16 protein-coding genes are annotated in these 24,520 nt (G+C 40.6%); 13 read left to right on the top strand and 3 right to left on the bottom strand.

What is annotated here, in order from left to right:
- The first annotated feature begins 74 nt into the window (after positions 1 to 74).
- From B5X77_RS17290 to B5X77_RS17275, 4 genes are all read left to right on the top strand, one after another.
- Entirely contained in the window at positions 75 to 1,103 is a 1,029-nt protein-coding gene (locus B5X77_RS17290) for an FUSC family protein (RefSeq protein ID WP_257391840.1), read from the top strand.
- Positions 1,104 to 1,530: 427 nt separating this feature from the next.
- Positions 1,531 to 1,953 carry an RDD family protein gene (locus B5X77_RS17285; protein ID WP_373887816.1) on the top strand — a complete coding sequence of 141 codons (423 nt, stop codon included), beginning with the start codon at positions 1,531 to 1,533 and terminating at the stop codon, positions 1,951 to 1,953.
- A 117-nt stretch (positions 1,954 to 2,070) separates the two neighbouring features.
- Positions 2,071 to 3,036, top strand: coding sequence for a DMT family transporter (locus B5X77_RS17280; RefSeq protein ID WP_079509184.1), 966 nt, complete (start codon positions 2,071 to 2,073; stop codon positions 3,034 to 3,036).
- A 145-nt stretch (positions 3,037 to 3,181) separates the two neighbouring features.
- Complete coding sequence (locus B5X77_RS17275; protein WP_139378382.1) at positions 3,182 to 3,961, top strand: GNAT family N-acetyltransferase; 780 nt, start codon at positions 3,182 to 3,184, stop codon at positions 3,959 to 3,961.
- A gap of 117 nt (positions 3,962 to 4,078) precedes the next feature.
- On the opposite strand, the gene B5X77_RS17270 is transcribed toward B5X77_RS17275, so the two are convergent.
- A complete protein-coding gene (locus B5X77_RS17270) occupies positions 4,079 to 5,446 on the bottom strand; it encodes a metallophosphoesterase family protein (RefSeq protein WP_079509182.1) in 1,368 nt (455 codons plus the stop codon).
- A gap of 321 nt (positions 5,447 to 5,767) precedes the next feature.
- On the opposite strand from B5X77_RS17270, the gene B5X77_RS17265 reads away from it, so the two are divergent.
- Together B5X77_RS17265 and ppc are read left to right on the top strand one after the other, a co-directional pair.
- Complete coding sequence (locus tag B5X77_RS17265) at positions 5,768 to 14,872, top strand: carboxypeptidase regulatory-like domain-containing protein (RefSeq protein ID WP_079509181.1); 9,105 nt, start codon at positions 5,768 to 5,770, stop codon at positions 14,870 to 14,872.
- Between the two features lie 1,341 nt (positions 14,873 to 16,213).
- The gene (gene ppc / locus B5X77_RS17260) at positions 16,214 to 18,976 is read left to right on the top strand and encodes a phosphoenolpyruvate carboxylase (protein WP_079509180.1); all 2,763 of its coding nucleotides are present in this window, start codon (positions 16,214 to 16,216) and stop codon (positions 18,974 to 18,976) included.
- 56 nt (positions 18,977 to 19,032) lie between these two features.
- Here ppc and B5X77_RS17255 read toward each other — a convergent pair whose 3' ends face one another.
- Positions 19,033 to 19,494 carry a hypothetical protein gene (locus tag B5X77_RS17255; protein ID WP_079509179.1) on the bottom strand — a complete coding sequence of 154 codons (462 nt, stop codon included), beginning with the start codon at positions 19,492 to 19,494 and terminating at the stop codon, positions 19,033 to 19,035.
- 116 nt (positions 19,495 to 19,610) lie between these two features.
- Here B5X77_RS17255 and B5X77_RS17250 point away from each other — a divergent pair, with 116 nt between their 5' ends.
- From B5X77_RS17250 to B5X77_RS17240, 3 genes are read left to right on the top strand one after another with little or no spacing between them, the layout of a single operon-like run.
- Positions 19,611 to 19,898, top strand: coding sequence for a hypothetical protein (locus tag B5X77_RS17250; protein WP_079509178.1), 288 nt, complete (start codon positions 19,611 to 19,613; stop codon positions 19,896 to 19,898).
- Positions 19,899 to 19,952: 54 nt separating this feature from the next.
- Positions 19,953 to 20,564, top strand: coding sequence for a CBO0543 family protein (locus B5X77_RS17245; RefSeq protein WP_079509177.1), 612 nt, complete (start codon positions 19,953 to 19,955; stop codon positions 20,562 to 20,564).
- Positions 20,565 to 20,623: 59 nt separating this feature from the next.
- On the top strand, positions 20,624 to 20,947 hold the full coding sequence (locus B5X77_RS17240; RefSeq protein WP_079509176.1) for an MGMT family protein: 324 nt from the start codon (positions 20,624 to 20,626) through the stop codon (positions 20,945 to 20,947).
- Positions 20,948 to 21,049: 102 nt separating this feature from the next.
- On the opposite strand, the gene B5X77_RS17235 is transcribed toward B5X77_RS17240, so the two are convergent.
- Complete coding sequence (locus tag B5X77_RS17235) at positions 21,050 to 22,057, bottom strand: DUF3231 family protein (protein ID WP_257391839.1); 1,008 nt, start codon at positions 22,055 to 22,057, stop codon at positions 21,050 to 21,052.
- Between the two features lie 179 nt (positions 22,058 to 22,236).
- Between B5X77_RS17235 and B5X77_RS17230 the strand changes: the two genes are divergently transcribed.
- The 4 genes from B5X77_RS17230 (at position 22,237) to B5X77_RS17215 (ending at position 24,360) form a co-directional block, all read left to right on the top strand.
- On the top strand, positions 22,237 to 22,920 hold the full coding sequence (locus B5X77_RS17230; protein ID WP_079509175.1) for a Na-translocating system protein MpsC family protein: 684 nt from the start codon (positions 22,237 to 22,239) through the stop codon (positions 22,918 to 22,920).
- A gap of 265 nt (positions 22,921 to 23,185) precedes the next feature.
- Positions 23,186 to 23,458, top strand: coding sequence for a hypothetical protein (locus B5X77_RS17225; protein ID WP_079509174.1), 273 nt, complete (start codon positions 23,186 to 23,188; stop codon positions 23,456 to 23,458).
- Positions 23,459 to 23,572: 114 nt separating this feature from the next.
- Complete coding sequence (locus B5X77_RS17220; RefSeq protein WP_079509173.1) at positions 23,573 to 23,968, top strand: flavoprotein; 396 nt, start codon at positions 23,573 to 23,575, stop codon at positions 23,966 to 23,968.
- Positions 23,969 to 23,991: 23 nt separating this feature from the next.
- Positions 23,992 to 24,360 (top strand): YbaN family protein, encoded by a 369-nt coding sequence (locus B5X77_RS17215; protein WP_079509172.1) that lies wholly within the window; start codon positions 23,992 to 23,994, stop codon positions 24,358 to 24,360.
- The last annotated feature ends 160 nt before the right edge of the window (positions 24,361 to 24,520 follow it).

Below are 24,520 nucleotides of genomic sequence, written 5' to 3'. Positions count from 1 at the left end.
AAAAAGGTTTTATTCTACCTATGAAGGTTATGATAGAATAGATGGATTTTCCTGCGAGAGAGAGTGGATTAAAGATGATTACCCTTGGTCCAAGAGTATTAAAAACAGGTGTCGCAGTAGCGCTCGCCTTATACATAACAACATGGCTGGGATTAGAGCCGCCAGTCTTTGCTGCAATCGCAGCCACCTTTACGATACAGCCGTCGATTTATAGGTCCTGGAAACAAGTATTAGAACAGTTTCAGGCCAATTCGCTCGGTGCTATCATTGCCGTAGCCTCTATTTATTTATTTGGGAATAATCCTATTGTCATCGGTCTCGTGACAGTTGTCGTGATTATCATTGGCCTGAAGCTTAAAATGGAAAGTTCCATATCCTTAACTCTTATTACGGTGTTGGTCATGATGAGTTCCCAAGAATTCGAGGGGATTATTGCAGCTGCCAACAAGTTTGTAATCGTCCTTGTAGGAATGGGTTCTGCTTTTCTAGTAAACCTTGCTGTGTCACCGCCAAATTTCAATAAAAATTTCAATGAGAAAATGGATAGCAGTTTTAAAACATTATCATTGCTTATGCGGACTGCTATATCCAATGAACTTACCGAAAAAACCTTTCAAACTCAATGGAATCAACTGCGGAAAGATATTGTCAAGTTAGAAGAGCTTTACAAAATACTCGATGAGGAAAGAGAGAAAATATCAAAAGTGAAACCCCTGGATGTCAGGGAGCTGGTAGTGTTTAAACAAATGCTTTCCTGTCTGCGCCATGGATTAAGGCTGCTGGATATCGTCGAGGACCATTTCTTCCAGAGCCGGCCGCAGCAGGAAGAAACCAATCAATTTGATGACCAATTAGAGGAACTGATTCAATATCATGAAATGATATTGCTGAAATATTCAGGCAAAGTTAAGGAACTTCAAGTGGAACGTATTGTCCATTCCAGCGGTGTTTTTCTTGAGTCAATCATGGAGGATAAGTCAATGGAACGTAGCGACAGGCTGCGCCTTGCGATCATAGGAGCAGCTATATATGACTACGCGTTTCATCTGGACAGGCTGAATGACTTAGTCGAACAGTATCTTAAAAGAAAACAAGACATTTAAATTAACACGGGAGATGCAAGAAACTGAGTTGTTTAAGCTGCCCGGATAGGGATATTTGATGCAGTGCATATAAAATTTGTGTTCCAATAATGTATTTTATTATCGTGGTGTAACCACCCCTTTAAGGAAAGCCTTGTATGGATCTTAGGCTTTGCGAATCATTCGCACATGGATTTTGAAAGTGAATAAAAAAGGATAAATTTACTAAATTTCCTCTTCCATTCATAAAGATTTTCCTTTATTCTAGAAAGAGTACCAAAAAAGCAGACAGATTTTCGTTGTAAATGCGGGCAGGGCAAAAAAAACAAAATTAAGAATAAATAAGCCTTGTTTGGATTAAGTATAATTAGGTATGCCTGCGAGAATGCCGAAGACATTTCAGCAGGATGGAAGTTACAGATTTATTTACATCCAGGAGGGGATTTTTTTGAACAGACCAGCAGGATTTTGGGTAAGATTTGGTGCTGCAATTTTGGACGCATTAATCATCGGGGTACCACTCTCGGTCATCAGCTACTTTATAACAGGTAATGCAGAAGATAACACATTTACTTCGACATTGAATCTGTTATACACAGTACTTGTTCCTGTTTTATGGTCAGGTTATACCATAGGAAAGAAAATTGTCGGTGTGAGAATTGCCAAGGTCAACGGGGAAAAACTTGGCTATGGAACAATGCTCATGCGTACAATTGTCGCTGGACTTGTTTATATTTTGACATTAGGGATTGGTATTATCGTCAGCGCGTTCATGGTGGGACTGCGTCAGGATAAGCGAGCGATTCATGATTTTATTGCAGGAACGTATGTAACATATGATAAACCAAATCAAATAAACTATGAACAGTAAAACCAATGGCAAGCTAGACACCTGGATACCAGGTGTCTTTTTGAATATGGAAGAACCTGGCGTTTAATAGTATGATATATTGACAAGGAACTCGAACAATAAATGGGAAGTGAAAGAATGGGTCCAATCTTATTAGGAGTTTTAGCTTCTTTCTTTTTTGCATTTACTTTTGTCTTGAATCAGTCAATGGAATTATCAGGCGGAAGCTGGATATGGAGTGCGTCATTAAGGTATATATTCATGGTCCCGTTTCTAGTGGCAATAGTTGCGATTAGGAAGAACTTAAAACCTTTAATCCACACACTATTTCGTAATCCATACCCATGGCTGCTATGGAGTTTTGTTGGTTTTGTCCTCTTTTACGCACCGCTTACTTATGCTGCTGCTTTTTCACCCGGATGGCTCATTGCAGGAACATGGCAAATAACGATTATTTCCGGTGCTTTTCTTAGTCCCTTGTTTTTTGAGACCAAACAGACTAATGAGGGCACAGTATCTGTTCGAGGAAAAATACCTTTTAAGGGACTTGGAATGTCGGTTGTCATATTATTGGGCATCATGCTTATGCAATTTGAACATGCAAGGCACATATCAGTCGGCATGGTTTTGCTTGGAGTCATCCCGGTCTTGATTGCATCATTTGCTTATCCATTAGGAAATAGAAAAATGATGGAGATAACGAATGGCAGTCTTGATGTCTTTCAGCGTGTTCTAGGCATGACACTGGCCAGCCTGCCATTTTGGATCATTCTGGCTTTATATGGTTATGTGACAGAGGGTGCTCCATCAATGAGCCAAAGTATTCAATCTCTTTTGGTAGCTATTACTTCAGGTGTGATCGCAACTTTATTGTTTTTCAAGGCGACGGATTTAGTCAGGGGGAACATGACTAGGCTTGCTGCGGTTGAGGCAACCCAGTCAATGGAGGTCCTCTTCGCTTTAGCAGGCGAATTTTTCATCTTATCCATGCCCTTTCCAGCACCCTTATCATGGCTCGGCATCATAGCCATCATGGTTGGAATGGCACTTCACAGTTACTCAACTATTAGAAGCAGGGATGAGGAATTTAAGGCAAGTGCATAGGGTTACCACTAGACATAGGGATTATGAGGCTAATAGCTAAATTTAAGTAATTCCACAAGACTTCAACGATTAGGGGGAGAGGCTCTTGGACTTTAAGAATATCAAGCTTACAAAACAAATGTCCAGGGCATGGGATATTGCTTTGATGGAACGTGACAAAACAAAATGCTTGTCTTTAATGCCGGAACACTTGTTAATTGGCTGTATGGACGATGGCTCATTTCCTGTCAAAGAGGCAAGGGTAAAAAGCGGAATAGAAGTCGCTTCTTTACGTAATTCAATAAATCCCGAAAAGGAGACTTCCTGTGGAGTTGTTAGTGAACCCTTCCATACCCATGTGACCTGCTCGACGAAAAGAGTGCTGGATGTCTCTGTCAGTTATATGCACTCTTATAAGCAAGTTTATTTGAATGAGGGACATGTTATAAAGGCATTAATCAAAACGGGGATGACTTCCGGGCTTTTGACGCAGGAGCAAAATAAAGCCCTGATGGACATTGCAGTTGTATCTAGAGATATGTTGATGGACCTTTCAGCTTATTTTACCCCTGATTTACCCTTCAGAAATATTAGGAAAGTTGTTAAGAAGGATACTGAAAATTTAATCCGGTTTATTGAAGGAGAATTCAAGGGGAATTGGACTGATTCTATTAAAATTTCCTTATCAAAAACTCTTATCCCTATCTTTATAGCTACAGATTCATCCGGGAGTATAGTTGGATTTGCAGCCTATAATCCGAATGGACACTTCGGGCCGATGGGTGTCGCACTTAATAGAAGATCCGAGGGGATAGGGCAATCACTGCTCCATTCCTGCCTTGGTGAAATGAAGGTGAAGGGGTATAGAGAAGTAATAATTGACAGTGCAGGACCAATAGAATTCTACGAGAGAACTTGTAATGCGGAAGTGGTACCTGTTGATTAATTGTTTGCTTGAATCATCAATAACGAGATAATTAAGCTTTTAATTCTCGTGACCAGCTGATAAAAACGAAAGACCGTTTTAATGGTCTTAATTAAAAGATTTAGTATATCAAATATCTTATTTATTGATCGTACCCGTCCAGTATTCGAATACAGGATTCTTTACAGGGCTGCCAGCGAATATTTCCCCCTGCTTATATATGATTGTATAAGTAAGGTTATTCCACTTTGAAAAACCCGTTTCTGATAGGGATTGTTGATAACCGGGCCTCCATGTTCCTGTATTTAAATAGGTTCTTTCTTTTTGGCTTGATTGTTTTCGCCCATTAATAATGTCGATAGTTTGTTTATATGGATCATGAGTATGGCCATAGAGTACATATTGAATATTTAGAGGCAATGCTTGCAAATCTTTTTTTGCTCCAGCCACATATCTATTGTCGGTCCATTGTTCCTTGAGTGAATCCCATAGGTCAAAAAGTTTTAGCTTCCATTCGGCGTTTGTTATATCAAATGTTTTGAGCAAGCTTCCAAGCAGTTGAACCTTATCCCCATTGTCGAGAGGATTCCAGAACCTGTCATGTTTCTTAATCCAGCCCTTAACAAAGGGAATATCCATAAATTCTTCTCCAACTTGCCTGAAAGCCGCATTGATAGCGTTCTGAACAATGATTCCATATTGATCGTACCTTTTTACTTGGTATGACAGCCATGGGACAATTGCAGACATTGGACGGACATCAAATAAATTCCTGAAATTATTGCATATTTGATTGATATCTTCCTCTGGCAGGTTTATTTCTTTTAGCTTCTTTTCAACTACAATAGGAAGTTTTGATGCAATCTCCGCTGCAATCACATCTCCTATTGGAATCTGGTTGTAACTCTGTACGTTTAGGTGGTCCCCTTCAAAATTAAACGGGTCCCATTCGTGACCATGGCGGGCAAATAGACCATGCTCTAAGTTCAAATAATAGTTTTGAAACGGATAATGATAAGCGGAACCTTTTATATCGAGTTCTTCACTTACCAATTTTCTCATAGAGGGATAAACGTTACATAAACGATCGTGGTTGCCAGGTATATAGATGACTTCTGGCTTCTTAGGAAAACCGAGATTTTGCCACTCCCGTCCCGATAGGATAGAAAGTATTTCTTTATTTTTTTTGATGATATTACCTAGAATATCCAAAGCAATTAATTCTGTCTTTTTATCTCCAGAATTACCCCATGGCCGCTCTTTCAATGGACCCTTGATTTGTTTATTTTTATTCTTTTCAAGAAACCATCTTTCCGTCCGGATCACATCAAAAATATCTCCTAAAAGAACAATTTTAATATCCTGGTCTTTTTCAGGTAAGTGACTGATAGCAGCATATGCTTGCCTGCCAAGCTCCTCAAAAGTATCCTTGAAAAGTTCGACTTCAAGCTGATGCTTCCCCGCAGTACCATCCATCAGATGTAAATCACTGACAAAAATAATCATTTTATCACAACCTTTTTCCCATGGCCTTAATTAAAGAGTGAAATGGCCGAAAATTTTTTTATATGTATATGCGTGTAAGGGTAAAAAGGATTGGACAGGTATATCAGAATAAAGAGATAGTATAGCCCTTTTACAGGATCTGCGACTAAATAGCCAGCAGAATTATTCTCTATCAGCTGAAAGTAATAAAGAGAAATACAGTCTAGTAATGCTTAAGAGGTATTTTTATCAGAATTGTAAAAATATTCTATAAATTTAAAGGTTTTTACAAAATTTTGCAGTATTTCTTCGTTAATCTAATTTACTGGGGGTGCAAGAAAATTGCGAAGAAGAACGAAGAAAATTGTAAAACAGACTTCGGCCGTGTTACTTGCAATGTTAATGATTTTTTCATCCTTTTCATCTTCAATGTCATCTGCCGCCGAACAGAAGCCAAAGAGTTTTTCGGAAGAAGAGCTAGTTGTTGAGAAAAAGCGGGAGCAGAAATATGCTTCCGGAGAAACAGAAGTTCAAGAAACAACCGAAGGAAATGAAGGGTTGACAAACCTTTTGTATGGATTGGGAATTAAACCTCCACCTTTGAAGGGAAAAGAAGAACCAACAGCTGAAGTGAAAGAAGAAGCAGCTCTCCTTAATGCCTTTGAGAAGGAAAAAGAAGTAGATGTCATAATCAGGATGAAAGACGAGCCAAACCTCCAAGAGATATTTCCACAGGTAAAAGCAATGAAAAACCGCGCTGCAAAAATCAATACCATCCAGGACCACCTCATAGAAAAAGCGAATAACTCTCAAAAAGGAATCAAAAAAGCACTTGATGTTTTAGAAACAAAGGGAGAAGCCAAAAAAAAGGATTCACTCTGGATTATTAATGGAATCAGTGCTTCCTTAACAAAGGAAGCACTGAATGAATTGAAGAAGCGTGATGATATTGCACAAATCACTCTTGATAAAACTCTCAGTCTCCCAGAGGTGACCGAGGAAGAGGCTCCTCCTCGATTGCCAGAATGGGGACTGGAAAAAATCTTTGCTCCAAAAGTTTGGGGACAGTATGGGTTGAAAGGGGAGGGCATAGTTGTCGGCATTATGGACTCCGGCGTGGATGGAAACCACGAAACCCTCAGGCAGAACTACCGCGGTCGTGATGGCAATCATCAATATTCTTGGATTGACCTATCGGGACAGGGCTATAAAACGCCAAATGATGGGAATGGTCATGGGACCCATGTTGCGGGAACAGCGGTTGGCGGTGGTGCCGGAGAGCCGATTGGGGTAGCTCCTGAAGCAGAATGGATTGCAGCCAAAATCTTTAACGATGGCGGGTCTACAAGCTTATCAGCAATCCACCAGGCATTTCAATGGTTCCTGGCTCCAGGAGGGGATCCTTCAAAGGCCCCGCACGTAGTCAATAATTCATGGGGAAATTCCAATACGTATAATCTGGAATTCTATGAAGATGTAAAAGCATGGGTTTCTGCTGGGATATTCCCTGCTTTCGCTGCTGGAAACGATGGTCCTGGTTCACAAACAATTGGTTCCCCGGGAAGCTTCCCAGAAACATTTGCAGTAGGGGCAACAGATATCTATGACCAAACAGCCTATTTTTCAAGTCGTGGGCCTGTTTTCTGGAAAGATCAAACTGGAAATGAGCAACGTCTGATTAAACCTGATATCTCTGCACCTGGCCACAGGATTTATTCAGCATGGCCAGCCAAAAAGAATCAAGGAAAATATAATACAATCAGTGGCACTTCAATGGCAACTCCCCATGTCACAGGCGCGGTAGCACTATTGTTGCAGGCGAATCCCAGCCTGACAGTGGAGGAGATTAAAGAAACACTTAAGCAGACCAGCAGAAAAGAGCCACATATGGGGAAATTGCCTAATGATTCCTATGGCAGCGGAATCATGAACATATACCAGGCAGTCACAGAAGCTGCATTCGCCGGGGAACTGGCCGGCAGAGTGACAAATAAAGATGGAAAGCCACTTGCAGGAAAACTTGAAATAAGAGAAGAAGGCCTATCATATGACATTAGCAAAGAAGGGGATTTTAAATTCAAGATCAGGGAAGGCAGCCACAGGATTAAAATGACTTCCTTTGGATATAAGGATTTTGAGTCCACAATAGTAGTGAAAAAGGGCGAAACACAAACAGTGAACTGGGTATTGGAAGATGCTCATATGTTTACTTTAATAGGCAGTGTAAAGGATGAATCCGGAAAGGGTATTCCTTTTGCTTTTATAAGGGTAAAAGGGACACCTCTATCCTCATATCGCACAGATTCCGAAGGCAAATTTGAAATAAGAAATCTGCCTTTGGGAGAATATGTTCTGCAAGTGTCCGGAGAAGGAATAACCGGTTTGGCAAAAGAAATAAATGTCAGTAAGGATACCAACCTTGAAATGGTGGTAAAAGCGAATTCTTCACAGCCAAATAAAGGCTGGGAGTTGGCGAACGGGAATATACACCGGAATGCTGTATCAGGAAATGCTATAGACGTGGATTTATTAGAAGAGGGATGGAATTATAATACAACAGGTAAAGGGAAAATCTTATTTTCCACACCTGCCGCTTCAAACGGGATAATGATTCTGGTTACTGAGAGCGGATATGTCATTTCGGTGAGCACTGTAACAGGAAAAGAGCAATGGGCCGTAAAAGTTGGAAGCACTAATAGGTCTTCACCAACGATCGAAGGAGACAAAATCTATCTTTCGGGTGGGCAAGACGGTAAGGTTTATGCCCTTGATTTAAAATCTGGCAGCATTGTATGGACGGTACATACCGGGGCACTAGGAGTCTATGAATCTCCACTATACATTAATGGGACAGTATTCATAGGATCCGATCTATCTGAAAATGCAAAGCTGATTGCATTGAATGCAGACACTGGTGAGAAGAAATGGAGTGTTGAACTTGGTGGCCCTGCCTATTTTGGACCAACTGCTGGCGAAGGAATGTTATTTATAGGAAGCTATGACAACCAGAAATTGAGAGGGCTCAGTATCGAAGACGGAACCGAGGTATGGAGTAAAACTTTAGATAATGAAGGTATTGCTTCCAAACCGGTGTACGACAAGGGGACACTTTATGTGACTGGCACCAATTTCAATACAGAAGCCGGTACTCTCTATGCTTTCGACGCGAAAACGGGTAAAGAAAAATGGAAAGCTGCTGAAATCGGCGATACTCAGGCAGGGTCTCCTGTCATTTATGAAAATATAGTTGTAATCGGGTCAGCTGTTCAGCCAGCCTTGCGCGCATTCAATGCGAAGACTGGCCAGGAACTCTGGAATAATCGCTCTGTAGGAACTACGATGAACAATGGAACTGTTTCAGCAAACGGACTTTTATTCTTTGCGGGAACAAGCGGGAACCTATCAATTTTGGATGTATATACCGGTGAAAGGTTAAAGGATTTCAGCTTGCCAGTTTACAGTAATTCTGGTATTCCGATTCTTCCGGGACAGGTTTTAGTACCTTACCAGACCGGTGTGCAAAGCTATCAATCTCCTGGCCTTTTCCAGGGCAGACTAAAAGATACGAGTGGAAATACGGTTAAGGGTTCTGTAAGCGTGGTCCGCACTGGGGATTCAGTTGAGACTGACGATAACGGGAGCTTTTTACTTAAAAATACACCAGGCGATTATAAAGTCCGGGTTGCATCCTATGGTAAAAAACAAATTACCGAACAGCTTACGTTTTCATCAGGCTATGTTTTTACGAAAAACTATGTCCTTGAAGATGCAGCTAAAGGTTCTTTCTCCATTCTGGTTAAAGATCAGCGGACAGGAAGGCCAGTAGAAGGGGCCGAGATTGAACTGAGAGAATCACCAGTGAAGGGTAAAACAGACAGCAGAGGTGTATTTTCAGGAGAAGAGTTGTTTGAAGGGACCTATTTTGCAACAATCTCAGTAAAAGGATATAAAGCTGAAAGCAGGGAAATCATTGTTCAAGCCAATGGAAAAACAGATCTAACCATCGATCTGAAGCCAATGGATATTGCGGTCTTAAATGATTATAAAAGTGAAATCACGACTTTGCTCAATGTAAATGGCTATACCGCGGAAGAACGGGAATGGGATTTGGCTGAAGATATTGGCCGTTATCAAGTACTCTACTTAAATGGCGGCTATGGGTCAGATGGTGCCAAACCTTCTGAAAACCAGTTTAAAGAGTTGGTAGAAAAAGCTAAAACCAATAATGTCAGCATCATATTTACTGACCAGTGGGGCTCAAACTATGGGTCCATTCACCATTTGAAAGATTACTTCAACAATCCAAAAGAGCTTGGCCATGATTACGATGGAGGAGAGGTCAGAGTACAGGTGGAGGCTGAACATCCGATCTTCAAGGGGTATCAGCGTGGTGACAGAATCAATGTATTGGAAAATAACGCGGATTTTGCCTGGATTAATCAGTATACGGGCAGAACAATCGGTAAAATTGGCACCACTGACCTGGGGTTTGCAGGCTCAGGTATAGCCTACAACGCAGTCTCGGAGGCAAGTGCGCATTTATTATTATCAAGCCATGCAACAGTGCCATGGGAATCTTCAAAAGGCTGGCTGCGTGGACAGCAGCAGATTTTGTTCAACAGCATTGACTATTTATATAACGCCAAATATGGAAAAATCACTGGTAAAGTAGTTAATTCAGCAGGAGATCCAGTCGCAGCGTCCATTGAAGTCTTAGAGACAGGAGTCAAAGCGGAAGCTGATGCAAATGGAAGCTTTACCTTTTACCATGATGAAGGAACCTTTAAGCTAGAGGTGCGTGGGAACGGTTTGGGATCCAGGACAGAGACAGTCGAAGTGGAAAAAGGGCTGCCGGCATCCATTCAAATTACACTTGGTGAATCAGAGAAAGGCACTCTTACAGGTATTGTCAAAGATAATATTTCTGGAACGGAGCTTTCAGATGTCAATATTGCAGTGAAAAATAAAGCAGGAGAAATGGTAGCTGATGTAAAAACCGCAGCGAATGGACGATATGAGATTTCCGGCCTCGAGGAAGAAAACCATGTAATTACTTTTAGCAAGGAAGGATACATCACCAGTAAGCAAAGTATTGATATAGCACGCCATACTGGAGAGCTGGATCTTAAGCTAAATCCTATGCCTTCTGTTGGGGTTGTAGGTGATTATTATTCCTCAGAGAAAAACTTTAAGGCTCTATTTAAAGACATCGGGGTAGGCGTCAAAGATGTGCAGCCAGTTGATCTAGTGAAGAGAATGGCTGAGTTTGACGTAATTTTCTTCAACGACCCAAGTACATCTGTAATCAATGATGAGGTGCTCGCTGCTGCTGACAAAGCACAGACCAGCCTGATTTTTGGAGATGCCGTCTGGGGTGGAGGAATAAAACAGCTTGTGAATTACAGGAATGACCCAAAAGAATTGAAAACGATCAGGAAAACAACAGAAGCCGCGCAATATAAGATTCTCGAAGAACATCCAATCTTTAATGGAGTAAAGGCAGGGGAACATGTAGAAATCCTGTCTCCAGCTGCCAGCTATATTGGATACTTTAAAGACTACAGCGGCTATCCGCTTGCGGAAATCAAACACGAAGGATCGGATGCGATCCATGGTCTAGGTATCGCTTACAAGCCTAGAACAGCCGGAAGCGTTGAATTGTTGATGAGTGGCCATGGCTTTGGCTATTACCATGGCTCAAAGGATTATACAGAGGAAGGCAAACAGCTTCTCATCAACTCGGTAATATGGGCAGCAAACGTCAAATACCCGGTGATCAGCGGAACAGTTGTCGATGAACAAGGCAATCCCCTAAGGGCAGATATCAAGGTAAAGGGACAACCGTTCCAAACACAGTCGAGCAGTGAGGATGGCAGCTTTTCAATCGCGCTGTTAACTGGTGAGTACGATATAGAAATTACTGCGTATGGATATGCATCCAAAACGATAAAAGCGGATGCTGAGGTTGATGGTGAACCGAAAAATATACAACTTGCAGTTTCTGACGTTGCCGGGACAATTTCCGGAACTGTTGAAAATTCGCAGGATGGAAATGCGATTGAGGATGCCAAAATCAACCTTCTTGGAAAACCAAGAGAAGCGATGACAAACATACAAGGGCAGTATACACTTCCAAAAATCGAGCCGGGTGAATATACAGCAAGGATTGAAAAGGAAGGGTATGTACGTCAGGATGTCACCGTGAAAGTTTCAAATAATCAAAAAGTCTCCTTGAATGTAAAATTACGACCATCGCCCACAGTTGGAGTAATCGGAGATCTTACCGCCTCAGGAACAACATATAAACAATATCTTGAGGAAAGAGGCTACAAGGTTTTATACCTTAATTATCAAGATATAGACAAGTTGGATAAACTCGATGTTATTTTTGCCAACTCAGATTATGCACCAAGCCTTGTACCTTCCCAGGAAGATTTTCTGGCATTCCAAAAAGCTTTGGATGAAAAACGAATATCAGTGATCTGGACCGGGCAGGCAGGCGGTCGTGGTTCAATTCGTTATTTGAACGAGTTCAATCAAGATCCTAAAACGATTTTTGAACATAATAACAAAGCGGGAGCACAAGGAAAGATTCTCGGTGAACATCCTTTGACAAAAGGATTCAAACCTGGAGATACAATTGAAATTCCTGGCAAGTCAGGCTACTACTATGGATTTGATGGCTATTCAGGAAAGACTGTTGTGGATTTCTCACATAATGTAACAGGTGAGAAAGGCAGTATGGTCGCGTACAAGGGCAGAACAACCGATTCAGTCGAAATCCTGCTCGCAAATATGACAATCAGCCATGTTTTCAAGCCTAATGATTCTTTTGATCGTGCCAGGGAGCAGCTATTGGATAATGCACTGAATTGGGCATTGGATGAAAAAGAGGCTCTTGTAGGCGAACTCCATGGATCTGTCAGTAATGAAAACGGACCTATTATAGCTGCGGTCAAGGTGAAAGAAACAGGCAAAACCTATCAAACCGATGACAAGGGAAAATTCTTTGCCGCTCTTGACGAAGGAACTTATACCCTTACAGTTCAAGCCTATGGGCACGAAGCAGAAGATTTTAAAGTCACGATAAATAAAGGCAAAGCGCTGGCAGAAGAATTTACTGTCAAATCAGTCGACTCAGGTATACTTGCTGGGAAAGTTATCGATTCTTCAACGAAAGATACGATTGAAGGGGCAAGTGTTGAAGTAGTTGGCACTCCTGTAACAGTGAAGTCAAATGAGGAAGGAAGTTTCAAGGCGACACTTCCTCAAGGAAGCTATGAAATAAGAGTCATAGCTTCAGGCTACAAGCCAATATACCAGTCAGTCGAAATTACTGCGGGGCAGAAGTCATATCTTAATATCCCAATGGTTGTTTCTGAAAAAATAGCGGTTCTTGCCAACCCTTATCAGAAGGATAGGATTTTGCCATTCCTTGAGGCTAATGGATATGATTTTGATTTCTATCCATATGCGGAATATGAAAGTCTGATAGAACAGCTGCAAAATTACAAACTAGTCATTGTGAATGACACTTCTTATTCCATGAAAGAAGATACCTTTAAGGCAATGGTTGAAAAAGCAAATGAAAATGAAGTCAGCATGATTTTTACGGCAAATTACGGGGGGACAATAGAAGATTTGAGTGAAGCCTATGGTGATCCGGAAGCCCTTGTGAAAAGTTATGCGGATAAACAAATCAATTTAAAAGTAAACGAAAACCACCCGATCTTGAAAGGATTCAACAAAGGAGAAGAAGTTCCATTCCTCTTGAATTCAAAAGGGGCTGTACAGTATTCAGTCTATAAAAATTATAGCGGAACCACGCTGGCATCATTGACAAATCCTGAAAAAGGAGAACTGGGAAGCACTATTGGTTATAGGTTCAGTTCTTCGAATAGTGTCCACATCCTTCTGTCCGCCCTCCATATCGGTTCTTATGGAAATCCAAATGATCGTTGGACGGATAGTGCAAAAAAAGTGTACTTGAATTCGATTGATTATGCATTGACCGCAAGTCAAGGGGAAATCAAGGGAGAAGTCAGAGACAGTCAAGGCAAGCCGATTGCAGGTGCTTTCGTTTCCATTGAGGGAACAAGCTATAAAACAACAACCAATCCCGCTGGACAGTATAAGTTTGGGATTGGCGTAGGTGAGTATAACTTGAAGGTACTGGCAAGAGGATTTATAGAACAAACAAAGCCAGCACGAATCCAGGAACTTGGAAACAGTGTCGAAGTCAGTTTTACACTAGAAGCGATTGAGGGATCGAATCTAAGAGGAATCATCACCGACAAGAAAGGTAAAGGTACAGTAGCTGGTGCAAAATTAATTTTGGTTCCAAAGGACGAGCCGGAATTCAGATTGGAAAGCTCCAGTAATGATAAAGGTGAGTATCTCTTTGAAGACCTATTGCCAGGTGGCTATACACTTGAGGTTATTGCAGAGGGTTATCTTAAAGAAAAAATAGAAATAGAAATTGGAAATGAAGATTTGGAATTGAACCCGGAAATCAATGCATTTGAAGCGGCTGTCCTTGGCGATGTTAATGGTTCGTTGACAGAGTTGTTAAACGCTCAAAAGCTCTTTACAGAAGAAAAAGGCTGGGACATCCTCGGCCATGTCGGAAAATACGATGACATTCTAGTTAATACGAACAAAGGAACCAGGGAGCAGTTTGAACAGTTGATCAAGGAAAGCGATGAGCATAAAACTAGCTTGGTTTTCACTGGGACGTGGGGCATTGCTGATGGTTCTATTTCAGTGCTAGGGGATGTGCTGGGAAGTCCTGAAAGGAACCAGCAGGGATATAATGAAGGTGCGGTTTATATCGACGGAGCGGAAAACCATCCAATATTCGCCGGCATCAAGTTTGGCGAAAATGGCATGGTCAAAGTTCATACCGCTAAGAGTCCATATTCGACGTTTAAAAATTATACAGGTATTCCTGTATCAAGCTTATTTGTCGACAATGAGAAAAAAGGAGATTCAATCGAGTTTGATTTCAGGAGCAAACAGCATATGCACCTGCTTATGTCATCCTTTGCTGTTACCAATATGTCAGGACCGGCATATGGCTGGACAGAGGATGGCAGACGAATATTCGTAAATGCGCTGCGGTGGTCTAAAGATGCAGAGCAGGATATACCTGAAGCACCAATTTGGGAGCTAGAAGAAATGATAGTTAAAGGTGAGCCGGCATTAATAGCAGGGACAGCAGCTGCAGGAACCACCGTCAATATTTACGAACAGCGCGGAAACCAAGTTACACTGATTAACGCGGTTAAAACTGGACGGGAAGGCACCTTCAGGACTGAACTGAAATTGGATAATGGGACGCATACCCTGATTGCGGTCGCTGAGAACTTCGCTGGAAAAACAAAAGCATTAAAGCCAATGAAATTAATTGTAACAGGAAAACCACAGACAAAAGACAAAGCAAGCTGACCCAATTAATTTAATGCCTTCACTGATTTTATCGAGGCTGACTCAAAGGTTGAATCATTTGGACCTGTGAGTCGCCTCTTTTTTTCTTTATTGGGTCCCGCGGGGTGTTTGATGAAGACAATCGGGCTGAAGATACCTGGCGCATATAAGGCAGTAGGCCAACACATAAAGATGTCCATCAACACCAAACACACCCGTGTTGGCTTGCGCATAAAGGTGTCGATCGTCCCTAAACGCACCCTTATAACCGTGTTGGTCACCACATAAGGGTACCGATCTTCCTAAACGCACCCTTATAACCGTGTTGGTCACCGCATAAGGGTGCCGATCGTCCCTAAACGCACCCTTATAACCGTGTTGGTCATCACATAAGGGTGCCAATCGCCTCTAAACGCGCCCTTATAACCGCGTTGGTCATCACATAAGGGTGCCGATCGTCCCTAAACGCACCCTTATAACCGTGTTGGTCAGCACATAAGGGTGCCGATCGTCCCTAAATGCACCCTTATAACCGTGTTGGTCAGCACATAAGGGTGCCGATCCACTGTAAACGCACCCTTATACCCGTGTTGGTCAGCACATAAGGGTGCCGATCGTCTGTAAATGCACCCTTATAACCGTGTTGGTCATCGCATAAGGGTGCCGATAGTCCCTAAACGCACCCTTATAACCGTGTTGGTCATCACATAAGGGTGCCGATCCACTGTAAACACACCCTTATAACCGTGTTGGTCATCACATAAGGGTGCCGATAGTCCCTAAACGCACCCTTATAACCGTGTTGGTCATCACATAAGGGTGCCGATCGTCTGTAAATGCACCCTTATAACCGCGTTGGTCATCGCATAAGGGTGCTGATCCACTGTAAATGCACCCTTATAACCGTGTTGGTCAGCACATAAGGGTGCCGATCAACCGAAAACGCGCCCTTATACCCGTGTTGGTCACCATATAAGGGTCTCGATCAACCGAAAACGCATCCTTATGACCTTGTTTGTCACTTGATAAGGTGCCGATCATCAACAGAACACTACATGGTCATAAGGGTGTCAATAAAACCAAGAGCGTTTACGTATAAGTGGATATCAGTCTCCCTTGCAAAACCCTTCTCTTAAATATACGTATAACCACAAAGAGCTTCAATGAAATTGCAACTTTCTTAGTAGGAGGGCATTTTGGCGGAAAAATGTTATAGTAGTATTTAAACTGTCAAAGTATTTCGATATAGCAACGTTAGATCAGAGTTTATGCTAGTCGATATGCTTATTATTTCACATAATAGCTGCTTTTGTGATATATTAATATTTAAAATATTCTCACAAGTTTTAGGAAGGTGAAAAAATGACATCAGGAATTGAAGTAAACGACAGCAGTTTGCCTTTGCGCAGGGATGTAAAAATGCTTGGAAACATCCTTGGGGACATACTTGTCTATCATGGCGGGGTAGAATTGTTCGAAAAAGTAGAAAAAATCAGGGCGATGTGTAAAACACTCAGAAATGAAAATGACCCTGACACTTATTCTGCATTGAAAGCAGAAATCCAGAATTTATCTGTTCCAATGAGAAAAAACATTATCCGCGCATTTTCTGTATATTTCCATTTAATCAATGCAGCGGAACAAAATCACCGGATCCGCAGACGCCGCGACTATCTGCTTAAGTCTGAAATCAGCGCACAGCCAGGCTCTATTGAAGCAGCAATCCTTTCATTAAAAGAGAATTATATATCCTCAGATATTATTCAAAATGTTATCAATACCATTTCCCTGGAATTGATCATCACAGCACATCCTACAGAAGCTACCAAGCGTTCAATCCTTGAAATCCAAAAAAGGATTGCTGATATTCTTAAAAGCCTAGATAATCCGCTCCTGTCCAAAAAAGAGCGAGAAGGCATCGAGGAAAGCTTATTTAATGAAGTTTCTGTCCTTTGGCAGACAGATGAACTAAGGGACCGCAAACCGACGGTCATCGATGAAGTCAGGAATGGTCTATATTATTTTGACCAGACATTGTTCGATGTCTTGCCTGAAATCCATCAAGAGGTAGAAACAAGCCTGAAGGAGCATTATCCGGAACATGAATGGAAAGTCCCGCATTTCCTACGTTTTGGATCATGGATTGGCGGGGACAGGGATGGAAATCCAAATGTAACCCCGGAAATAACATGGGAAACATTGCAAAGACAAAGACGCCTGGTACTTAAAAAATATAAAGCTGTCTTAGTTGATTTGATGAAGCGATTCAGCCATTCAAATACACGTGCAGCTGTAAGTGAAGAATTACTTCATTCTGTTATAAGGGATGAGGAGAAATATCTAACGGAGGATCAAAAGTGGAATGTTGAAGGCGAGGTGTATCGACGAAAATTCGCTGTCATCATTCAAAGGCTTAAAGAAGCGGGTAAATCAGACATCGGCTACAAAGCATCAGAAGAAATGCTCGATGACCTTCTTGTCATTAAAAGAAGTGTTTATAAGCATCATCCGGTAAATCATGAACTTAAAACTTTACAAAAATTGATCAGACAAGTTCAGCTGTTCGGATTCCATCTTGCCACACTTGATATCCGAAACCACAGCGGGGAACACGAAGCAGCAATATCAGAAATTTTAAAAAAGGTAGGAGTCGCCCAGGATTATCCATCCCTATCAGAAGAGGAGAAGCAGGAATTGCTTGTCAAGATTCTCGAGGATCCACGGTCATTGCTTCTGCTTCATGAGGATTACTCTAAAGAGACGCAGGAAATGCTCGAGGTATTCCAGATGATCAAACGTGCGCACAGAGAATTCGGAAAACGCTCGATTTCGGTTTACTTAGTAAGTATGACGCAATCTGCGAGCGATTTACTAGAGGTGCTTGTACTCGCAAAAGAAGCTGGAATCTATAGACTCCATGCTGACGGTACGCTGGAAACAGATCTTAATGTCGCTCCTCTTCTCGAAACAATCGATGATTTAACTGCAGGTCCCAAGATTATGGAAACATTATTTAATTTGCCATTATACCGCAATCACTTGAAGAAGATGGAAGATCAGCAGGAGATCATGCTTGGATATTCGGATGGAAGCAAAGATGGCGGTACATTGACAGCAAACTGGAAGCTATACAAAGCTCAGCTTGAAATTAATGAGATGGCAGAGAAATATCAAATCGCGCTGAAGTTCTTCCATGGACGAGGCGGATCATTAGGACGGGGAGGCGGACCGCTGAACAGGAGCCTTCTTTCACAGCCAGTAGAGACCCTTGGCCAGGGGGTAAAAATCACGGAACAAGGGGAAGTTCTTTCTTCCCGTTACCTGTTGAAAGACATTGCATACAGAAGTCTGGAGCAGGCCACATCAACTATGATGAAGGCGGCAGCTAATGTTTTGAAGGAATCGGAACAAGGCCACCTTCGAGATAAAAGATGGGTAGAGGCGATTGAACAAATCTCTTCTGTTTCGTTAAAGAAATATCAATCATTAGTTTTTGAAGATCCTGATTTCCTGGTTTATTTCAATCAGGCTACCCCGCTTAAAGAGCTCGCAGAACTCAATATTGGATCAAGGCCGATGAGTCGTAAAAACAGCAGCAAATTTGAAAACTTGCGTGCTATTCCATGGGTATTCGCGTGGACACAGAGCAGGCAGCTATTTCCTGCTTGGTATGCAGCTGGTTCTGGCTTGCAAACCTTTGCGCAGGAAAGTCCAGAGAACCTGAAGTTATTGCAGGAAATGTACGCAGAATGGCCTTTCTTCCGCAGTACAGTTGATAATCTACAAATGGCGTTGATGAAAGCCGATATAACCACCGCTCAGGAATATACAACATTGGTGGAGGATAAACTTATTGCTGACCGGATTTTCGGTAACATTCTTGAGGAGTACGAACGCACCAAGAACATCCTGCTCCTAATAACAGAGGATGATGAGCTGCTTGATCATACACCGAATATCAAGGACTCAGTTCATAGGCGAAATCCATATGTCGATCCGCTAAACTTCATTCAAGTGGAATTAATTAAGGAACTTCGGAAGGATGAAGACCCTGAGGATGAATTATTGACCCAGGTATTATTGACAATCAGCGGTGTTGCTGCTGGTTTAAGGAATACTGGTTGACAAGAAGACCCGCTGATGGCGGGTCTCTCTTTTTAAGTTTATGGGCAATGCAAAATTTAACCCGACAATTTCATTTGTCTTTCCAGAGTCATTTGGGTTAAAATTTCATGGTTAAGTGTTTTAGCCATCTTAAGGGTAAGGTTCAGGATTTTGCGGATGCCTTCTTTGTGCCCATTAATAATAGCAAGGCTGTCACACTGAATTTCACTATCAACATTAACCTTTTGTTCGTAAACAGGATATTCGATATGACCGAGTTCATGCCAAATAATTGCTTCCTTAATATCATGATCAGCACAGAAAGAGGGATAATCATATACAACGATGAACCAATCAAACTCTGTTTCATAGGATTTGTAAAATAGGGTTAGGATACGTGAATCAATATCCCATACATCAAGCCACTTTTGACTTCGAAATCCAAATACCTTTAAGATTGCCTCTTTATTCTCGATAATCGCAATTCTCCCATATGCACGATACTTCTCCTGATTCAAAAGTTCACCGATGCACTTCAATAATATCCCCCTCTTCTAGAAGCCTCTCTAATATTGTTAAATATATTAGTCATTGCTAAACAACATGAGTAAAATAATGAGGGCCGGGAATACAAAAATTGGAAGGAGGGTGCTTAGTGCTTTGTTCACATAGTTATTTGAAAGTCACGCGAAGAATTCAGGATAATGAGCAAATATATGAAGAAAATGAGCAGTTCATTCGAATGTATCACGACAGGATCACCACAGCTTCAGAGATTTTTTACCTTCATGACATTCTGGATATCTCATTTAAAAACATGTCCGGAAGGAACGGGTTCCTTTACCTCCATACAACACGAGGAGTGTATTCGTTTTTTACTAATGCAACGCCGGACCGGCTGATCAAGGTCTATCAAGAAATAAAACAGCAAAGTAAACGGTGAAATTACATAATAAGCAGCATAAAATCGCACTCTATTTGCAAAGGGTGTGATTATATGTTTACTTCCATTGCTGGTGCTTTAGGACACCAACTGAATGAATATTTTATGGTTGCAGGTTCGATTTCATTGCAGGAATTATTGGAGGCTGAAGCAGAATATCATAGGGTATTAAAGCAATATTGGCAGCAGAATAATTACCTTACATATAAATGGTGGTTCCTTGTGATTCTTTCCATTATTCCGGCTATTATCTGGTGGATTAAGGTCGATAAAACAAAACTGATCGAAAATACAGCATTTGGTTTGTTTTATGGTGTTACAGCTATTTTTTTAGATTCAATCGGCAGCAATGCCATGGTTTGGACCTATCCAGTAAGGCTGACACCATATTTGAATCCTCAGCTATATCCCTATGACGTTGGAGTCGTCATCATCCCTTTCATGATGTTATATGAAAGATTCAGTAAGTCTTTTAAAAAGTTTTTCATTGCTACGGGTTTGTTATCCCTGTTTCTGGCTTTTGTTGCGGAGCCGTTTATGGTGTATCTAGGGATATATAAAGAAATCATATGGAAACACATTTATTCCTTCCCGATATACTGGTTAGTCGGATTGATGTGTTGGGGAATCATTAATAAATTCAAATCCTATTCGGCTAAGTCGTAATCTCTGGCTCTCAGGCCAGGGATTTTTAATGATATATTATTACAGAAGGAGGTGGCCCTATGACAGATTTTACAAAGAAGGTAATTACAATCATCAAAAAAATTCCTTATGGGAAAGTAATGACATATGGTCAAATCGCAAAAGCCGCTGGAAGTCCTGGAGCAGCTCGCCAGGTTGTCCGAATACTCCATTCCATGGCAGAAAAATATAATCTTCCCTGGCATAGAGTGATAAATGCCAAAGGGGAAATTGCTTTTAGGAATGAAGAAATGTTCCTTACGCAGAAGTCCATGCTTGAATCTGAGGGTATTGAATTCATATCAAATAAGTCAGTTTCACTCCGACTCTATCTATGGGATAGTGAGTGGGAATATATTCAATAATTTTTGCCTCTACCGTTGCAGATAGATCAAACTCGGTTATTCAACCTGCAGGTTATTGGCGGTTGAATAAAAAAAAACACCCATTTTGGGTGGTTCCTCGAATTAGCTCTTCGTAAGATATTGTCGATCTACTGAAAGCGGGGGCTGCTCTAACCATTCATTTGCAATCATGATATTAACTCCATCTTCGGAATATTTTAGTACCTCTGCATTTAATCGAGAGTAGTCGATTACGAGGTCGCTTCTTTGGCTCTCAGAGATAGCCATTCCATAGTTACCAATACCCGCATAAATCATAAGGCTAAAATGGAACATCATCAGCTTTTCTGAAAAAGGGGACTCCGTTGATTGTGTGACTTCTTGTTCGAATCCAGGAGGAACGGGGAGCGAGTTTTTTTCTAAATAATCTTGGAAGACTCCCTGGTGCTTTATGGCAATTTCCTTTCCTCTGAGGAAATAGTTTTTAACTTTTTTCGTTTTTGCAGCCTGGCTAAATCCGGTTGACAGTGCTGCACCCAATTGGTTGGTTTCAATATTGAAATGAAGATGGGTTATTTCTGTTCCAGAAAGTGACCCCCTGCGGCCAAGACCCTCAAGAAAGAAAGATTGCTTTTGGATGAATTCCACCTTCTCTGGATAAGGAATACATGGCGGCCGTGTTGCCAATCCTTTTTCCAGTGCAACCAGTGAGGCTTTCTTTTCAAGCTCCATTGATGACATCAGTGCTTTCGAATAAAAGGATTTCACTTCATCTCGATAAATATTTGGAAGCATCCGGCTATATCCGCCAATTCCTCCACCGGCCATATTCTTTATGTACTTAAGATAAAAAATATCAGAAAACAATCTTTGTACTTTTAAATTGACATCCTGATCTGTAAATCCATGTGGAACTGATACGCCCTCTCTGACAAACATGAATTTTATTTTATCTACATGCTGTTGTGAGAGGTCTTGTGCAAACTCCGCCACTAATTTTATATCGGGATCCTCAATGTTTTGCAAAAAATACTTTAATACACAAACTGACATCGTATCGCTTAAATATGTTGCCCATAAATAAGATAGTTCCGCTGCTGTCATTTTTATTGTATTATGAGTGAATTCCAAGCATTAGTCCCCCCTTGATTCATGAAGTAATATTCCCATTATCTATCGTAAATATAATGATTAATTAATACATAATTCAGTGGATTATTTCTAAATTTAAGTACGATTCTTCTGATGGTTTTGTTCCTTCATGATTAGGGAAAAAACAAAGAGGAGTAAATTGCATAGCGAGGTAGATTATGGATATTACAGAATTAGAAAAAGAAATCAGTGGTTATATTGGACGAATATTAAGAGAAAATTTCGGGCGTGGTCCCGGTAATGTCTTTTGCACCATTTCCCGTCCGTTTGTATCCATCTATATCACCAATTTTTTATCCCCAATGGAGAACACCCTAATTTCAAATAAACAAAGTGTCTATGTCCAAAAGACAAGAGACCTAATGATGGAAACACTTGAGGAACAAATCAAATCATTTATCCAGATAAATACGAAAGATGAGATTAAGGAGTTTTATTACGATTGGAACCTGGAAGCCAAATCAGGCATGTTTTTGTTTGTTTTTAAAAATGACCGGCCATATAATTTCAAAGACTTTAATAATAAAGAGCTTATAGAAAGAGAAACCGTCGAGCTCAGCATGGAAATACAGAAGGCGCCAGAAGAAACATACTGCAAATTATTAAATGAACGTACTCTGGTTATTGTGAGGCATGGCATTTTAATAAGCCTGGAAAAAGAATTCATTCAATTGGGATTTCAGGAAACTTTGAAAATCGCCAAACGGAATCTTGAAAAGAAGGTAATCAATGACCATAGAAATGCCTATGAAATATATTTAAACGCAGATATCAGTGATTACTTTGTGGACTGGAACTTTGATCAGGATAAGAGCTACACTTTATTTGTACTGCGGCCATAAATAAAACTTCCTTGCTTTATGGCAAATAAGATGTTACCATACTTATTAGGGTAATGATTAAAACTCTTAATCATACTTATTTAATAAATTTTTGCTTTACTTACTGATACAATTAAATTACTATTTCTGATAGCAATGAGTGGGCATAGAACCAGATCATAAGTCAGAAAAGGACTAATGCAAATTACTCCTTTTCTGACTTTTTTTATTGGAATTTATTAGGAAATATATAAATTAAATTGAAAAGGACTGATGGTACCCCATAATGAATATAAGCAAAAGAGAACTACTTACATGTATAGAAACATTTATTTCAGAGAAGAAGATGACTCTCTCTGGAACACCAAATACAATAAAGAAAAAAGAGTTGGAATCCTATTTAGAAGAATATGCTGCCGAGCAGGATATTGCATACGAAAAAAAGGTAGAGCCAACCAGGAGTATATACACCTTTACTGTAGAAGGCAAAGAGGCAAATGTTGAATTTTTCTATCGATACAGCCATTATTATACTAGACATTCTATTACTCTTAAATAATTCAAGCTGTTCCAATTGGAGCAGCTTTTCTTTATGAATTGCTTTCAAATGTATTGAAAACAATATAAGGATATAGGATAATTTTCTCAATGTTGTTTTATTAGAGGTGGCGAAATGGAAGAATCCTTTAATCACTTTTTTGAAAAGTATTTGGAAGCATGGCGAACTTCTTCTTTAACCGGATTAAAATCAATGATTTCACTAGAATACCAGGCAAGGGAAATAACTGCAGACAAAATTTCAGACTTTGGGTATGAAGAGTCAATTCAGGGATGGGAGCATGGATTTAATTTTGTTAAAGGTAACGGGGCCACCTGGGATTTGAAAGAGATAAAGAGGATCCAGCTCCGGGATCATGAAATAATGGCAGTGATTATTGCAAAACTGATTGTTGATGGAAAAAGCATGGAAACTTACAATCTATTTTTTCAAACATTCTCCTACGATTTCGGCTGGAAGCTGATTAGGAGTTACATAGAAGCAGGGATACCTGTCGGGCAGTTTGATTAATATAACAACTGGGGGGATGAACGATGAGCATCGCAGTAAAAGCCACCTTAATCTTTATTGGGACACTTTCAATTATCCTGGGAGTCATCGGAATCTTGGTTCCTCTATTGCCAACCACCCCTTTGATTCTGCTGGGTGCGGCCTGTTATGTCAAAGCTTCCGAGAAACTTTACCTGAAATTAATCAGGAATAAATGGTTAGGAGGATATATAAAAGATTTCCGAGAGAAAAACGGAATCACATCGAAAAATAAAATTTTGAGCATCTCTCTTATGTGGTTATCAATATCTGGGACCATATTATTATTTGATATCGATTTTTGGCTGGCAGCTGTTCTCATTATTATAGCAATGACGGTAAGTGCGTATATTCTTTCCTTCGATACGGTTTAACCAGCTGGGAAAGGATCTATAATGCAGCAGCTTCATAAACTAAAACTGAAAGACTGTTTAAAATCAGCATGATTAACAGATATTCGTATGGTTTCTTATAACAAAGAGAAGGCACTTCTCCTTACAGTAAGTTTTTATAGATAATTATTTATCATCTGTA

The organism is Mesobacillus jeotgali (assembly GCF_900166585.1).
Classification (GTDB): domain Bacteria; phylum Bacillota; class Bacilli; order Bacillales; family Cytobacillaceae; genus Mesobacillus; species Mesobacillus jeotgali_A.
The sequence above is the reverse complement of the archived record's forward strand: the minus strand, read 5'-3'. Positions and strand labels throughout refer to the sequence as shown.

Excerpts from the sequence above, each read along its gene's own strand:
- B5X77_RS17290 (WP_257391840.1), top strand. The coding sequence starts at position 75 with ATGATTACCCTTGGTCCAAGAGTATTAAAAACAGGTGTCGCAGTAGCG.
- B5X77_RS17280 (WP_079509184.1), top strand. The coding sequence starts at position 2,071 with ATGGGTCCAATCTTATTAGGAGTTTTAGCTTCTTTCTTTTTTGCATTT.
- B5X77_RS17215 (WP_079509172.1), top strand. The coding sequence starts at position 23,992 with ATGAGCATCGCAGTAAAAGCCACCTTAATCTTTATTGGGACACTTTCA.
- B5X77_RS17230 (WP_079509175.1), top strand. The coding sequence starts at position 22,237 with ATGGATATTACAGAATTAGAAAAAGAAATCAGTGGTTATATTGGACGA.
- B5X77_RS17240 (WP_079509176.1), top strand. The coding sequence starts at position 20,624 with ATGACAGATTTTACAAAGAAGGTAATTACAATCATCAAAAAAATTCCT.
- ppc (WP_079509180.1), top strand. The coding sequence starts at position 16,214 with ATGACATCAGGAATTGAAGTAAACGACAGCAGTTTGCCTTTGCGCAGG.
- B5X77_RS17220 (WP_079509173.1), top strand. The coding sequence starts at position 23,573 with ATGGAAGAATCCTTTAATCACTTTTTTGAAAAGTATTTGGAAGCATGG.
- B5X77_RS17245 (WP_079509177.1), top strand. The coding sequence starts at position 19,953 with ATGTTTACTTCCATTGCTGGTGCTTTAGGACACCAACTGAATGAATAT.
- B5X77_RS17270 (WP_079509182.1), bottom strand. The coding sequence starts at position 5,446 with ATGATTATTTTTGTCAGTGATTTACATCTGATGGATGGTACTGCGGGG.
- B5X77_RS17275 (WP_139378382.1), top strand. The coding sequence starts at position 3,182 with ATGGAACGTGACAAAACAAAATGCTTGTCTTTAATGCCGGAACACTTG.
- B5X77_RS17225 (WP_079509174.1), top strand. The coding sequence starts at position 23,186 with ATGAATATAAGCAAAAGAGAACTACTTACATGTATAGAAACATTTATT.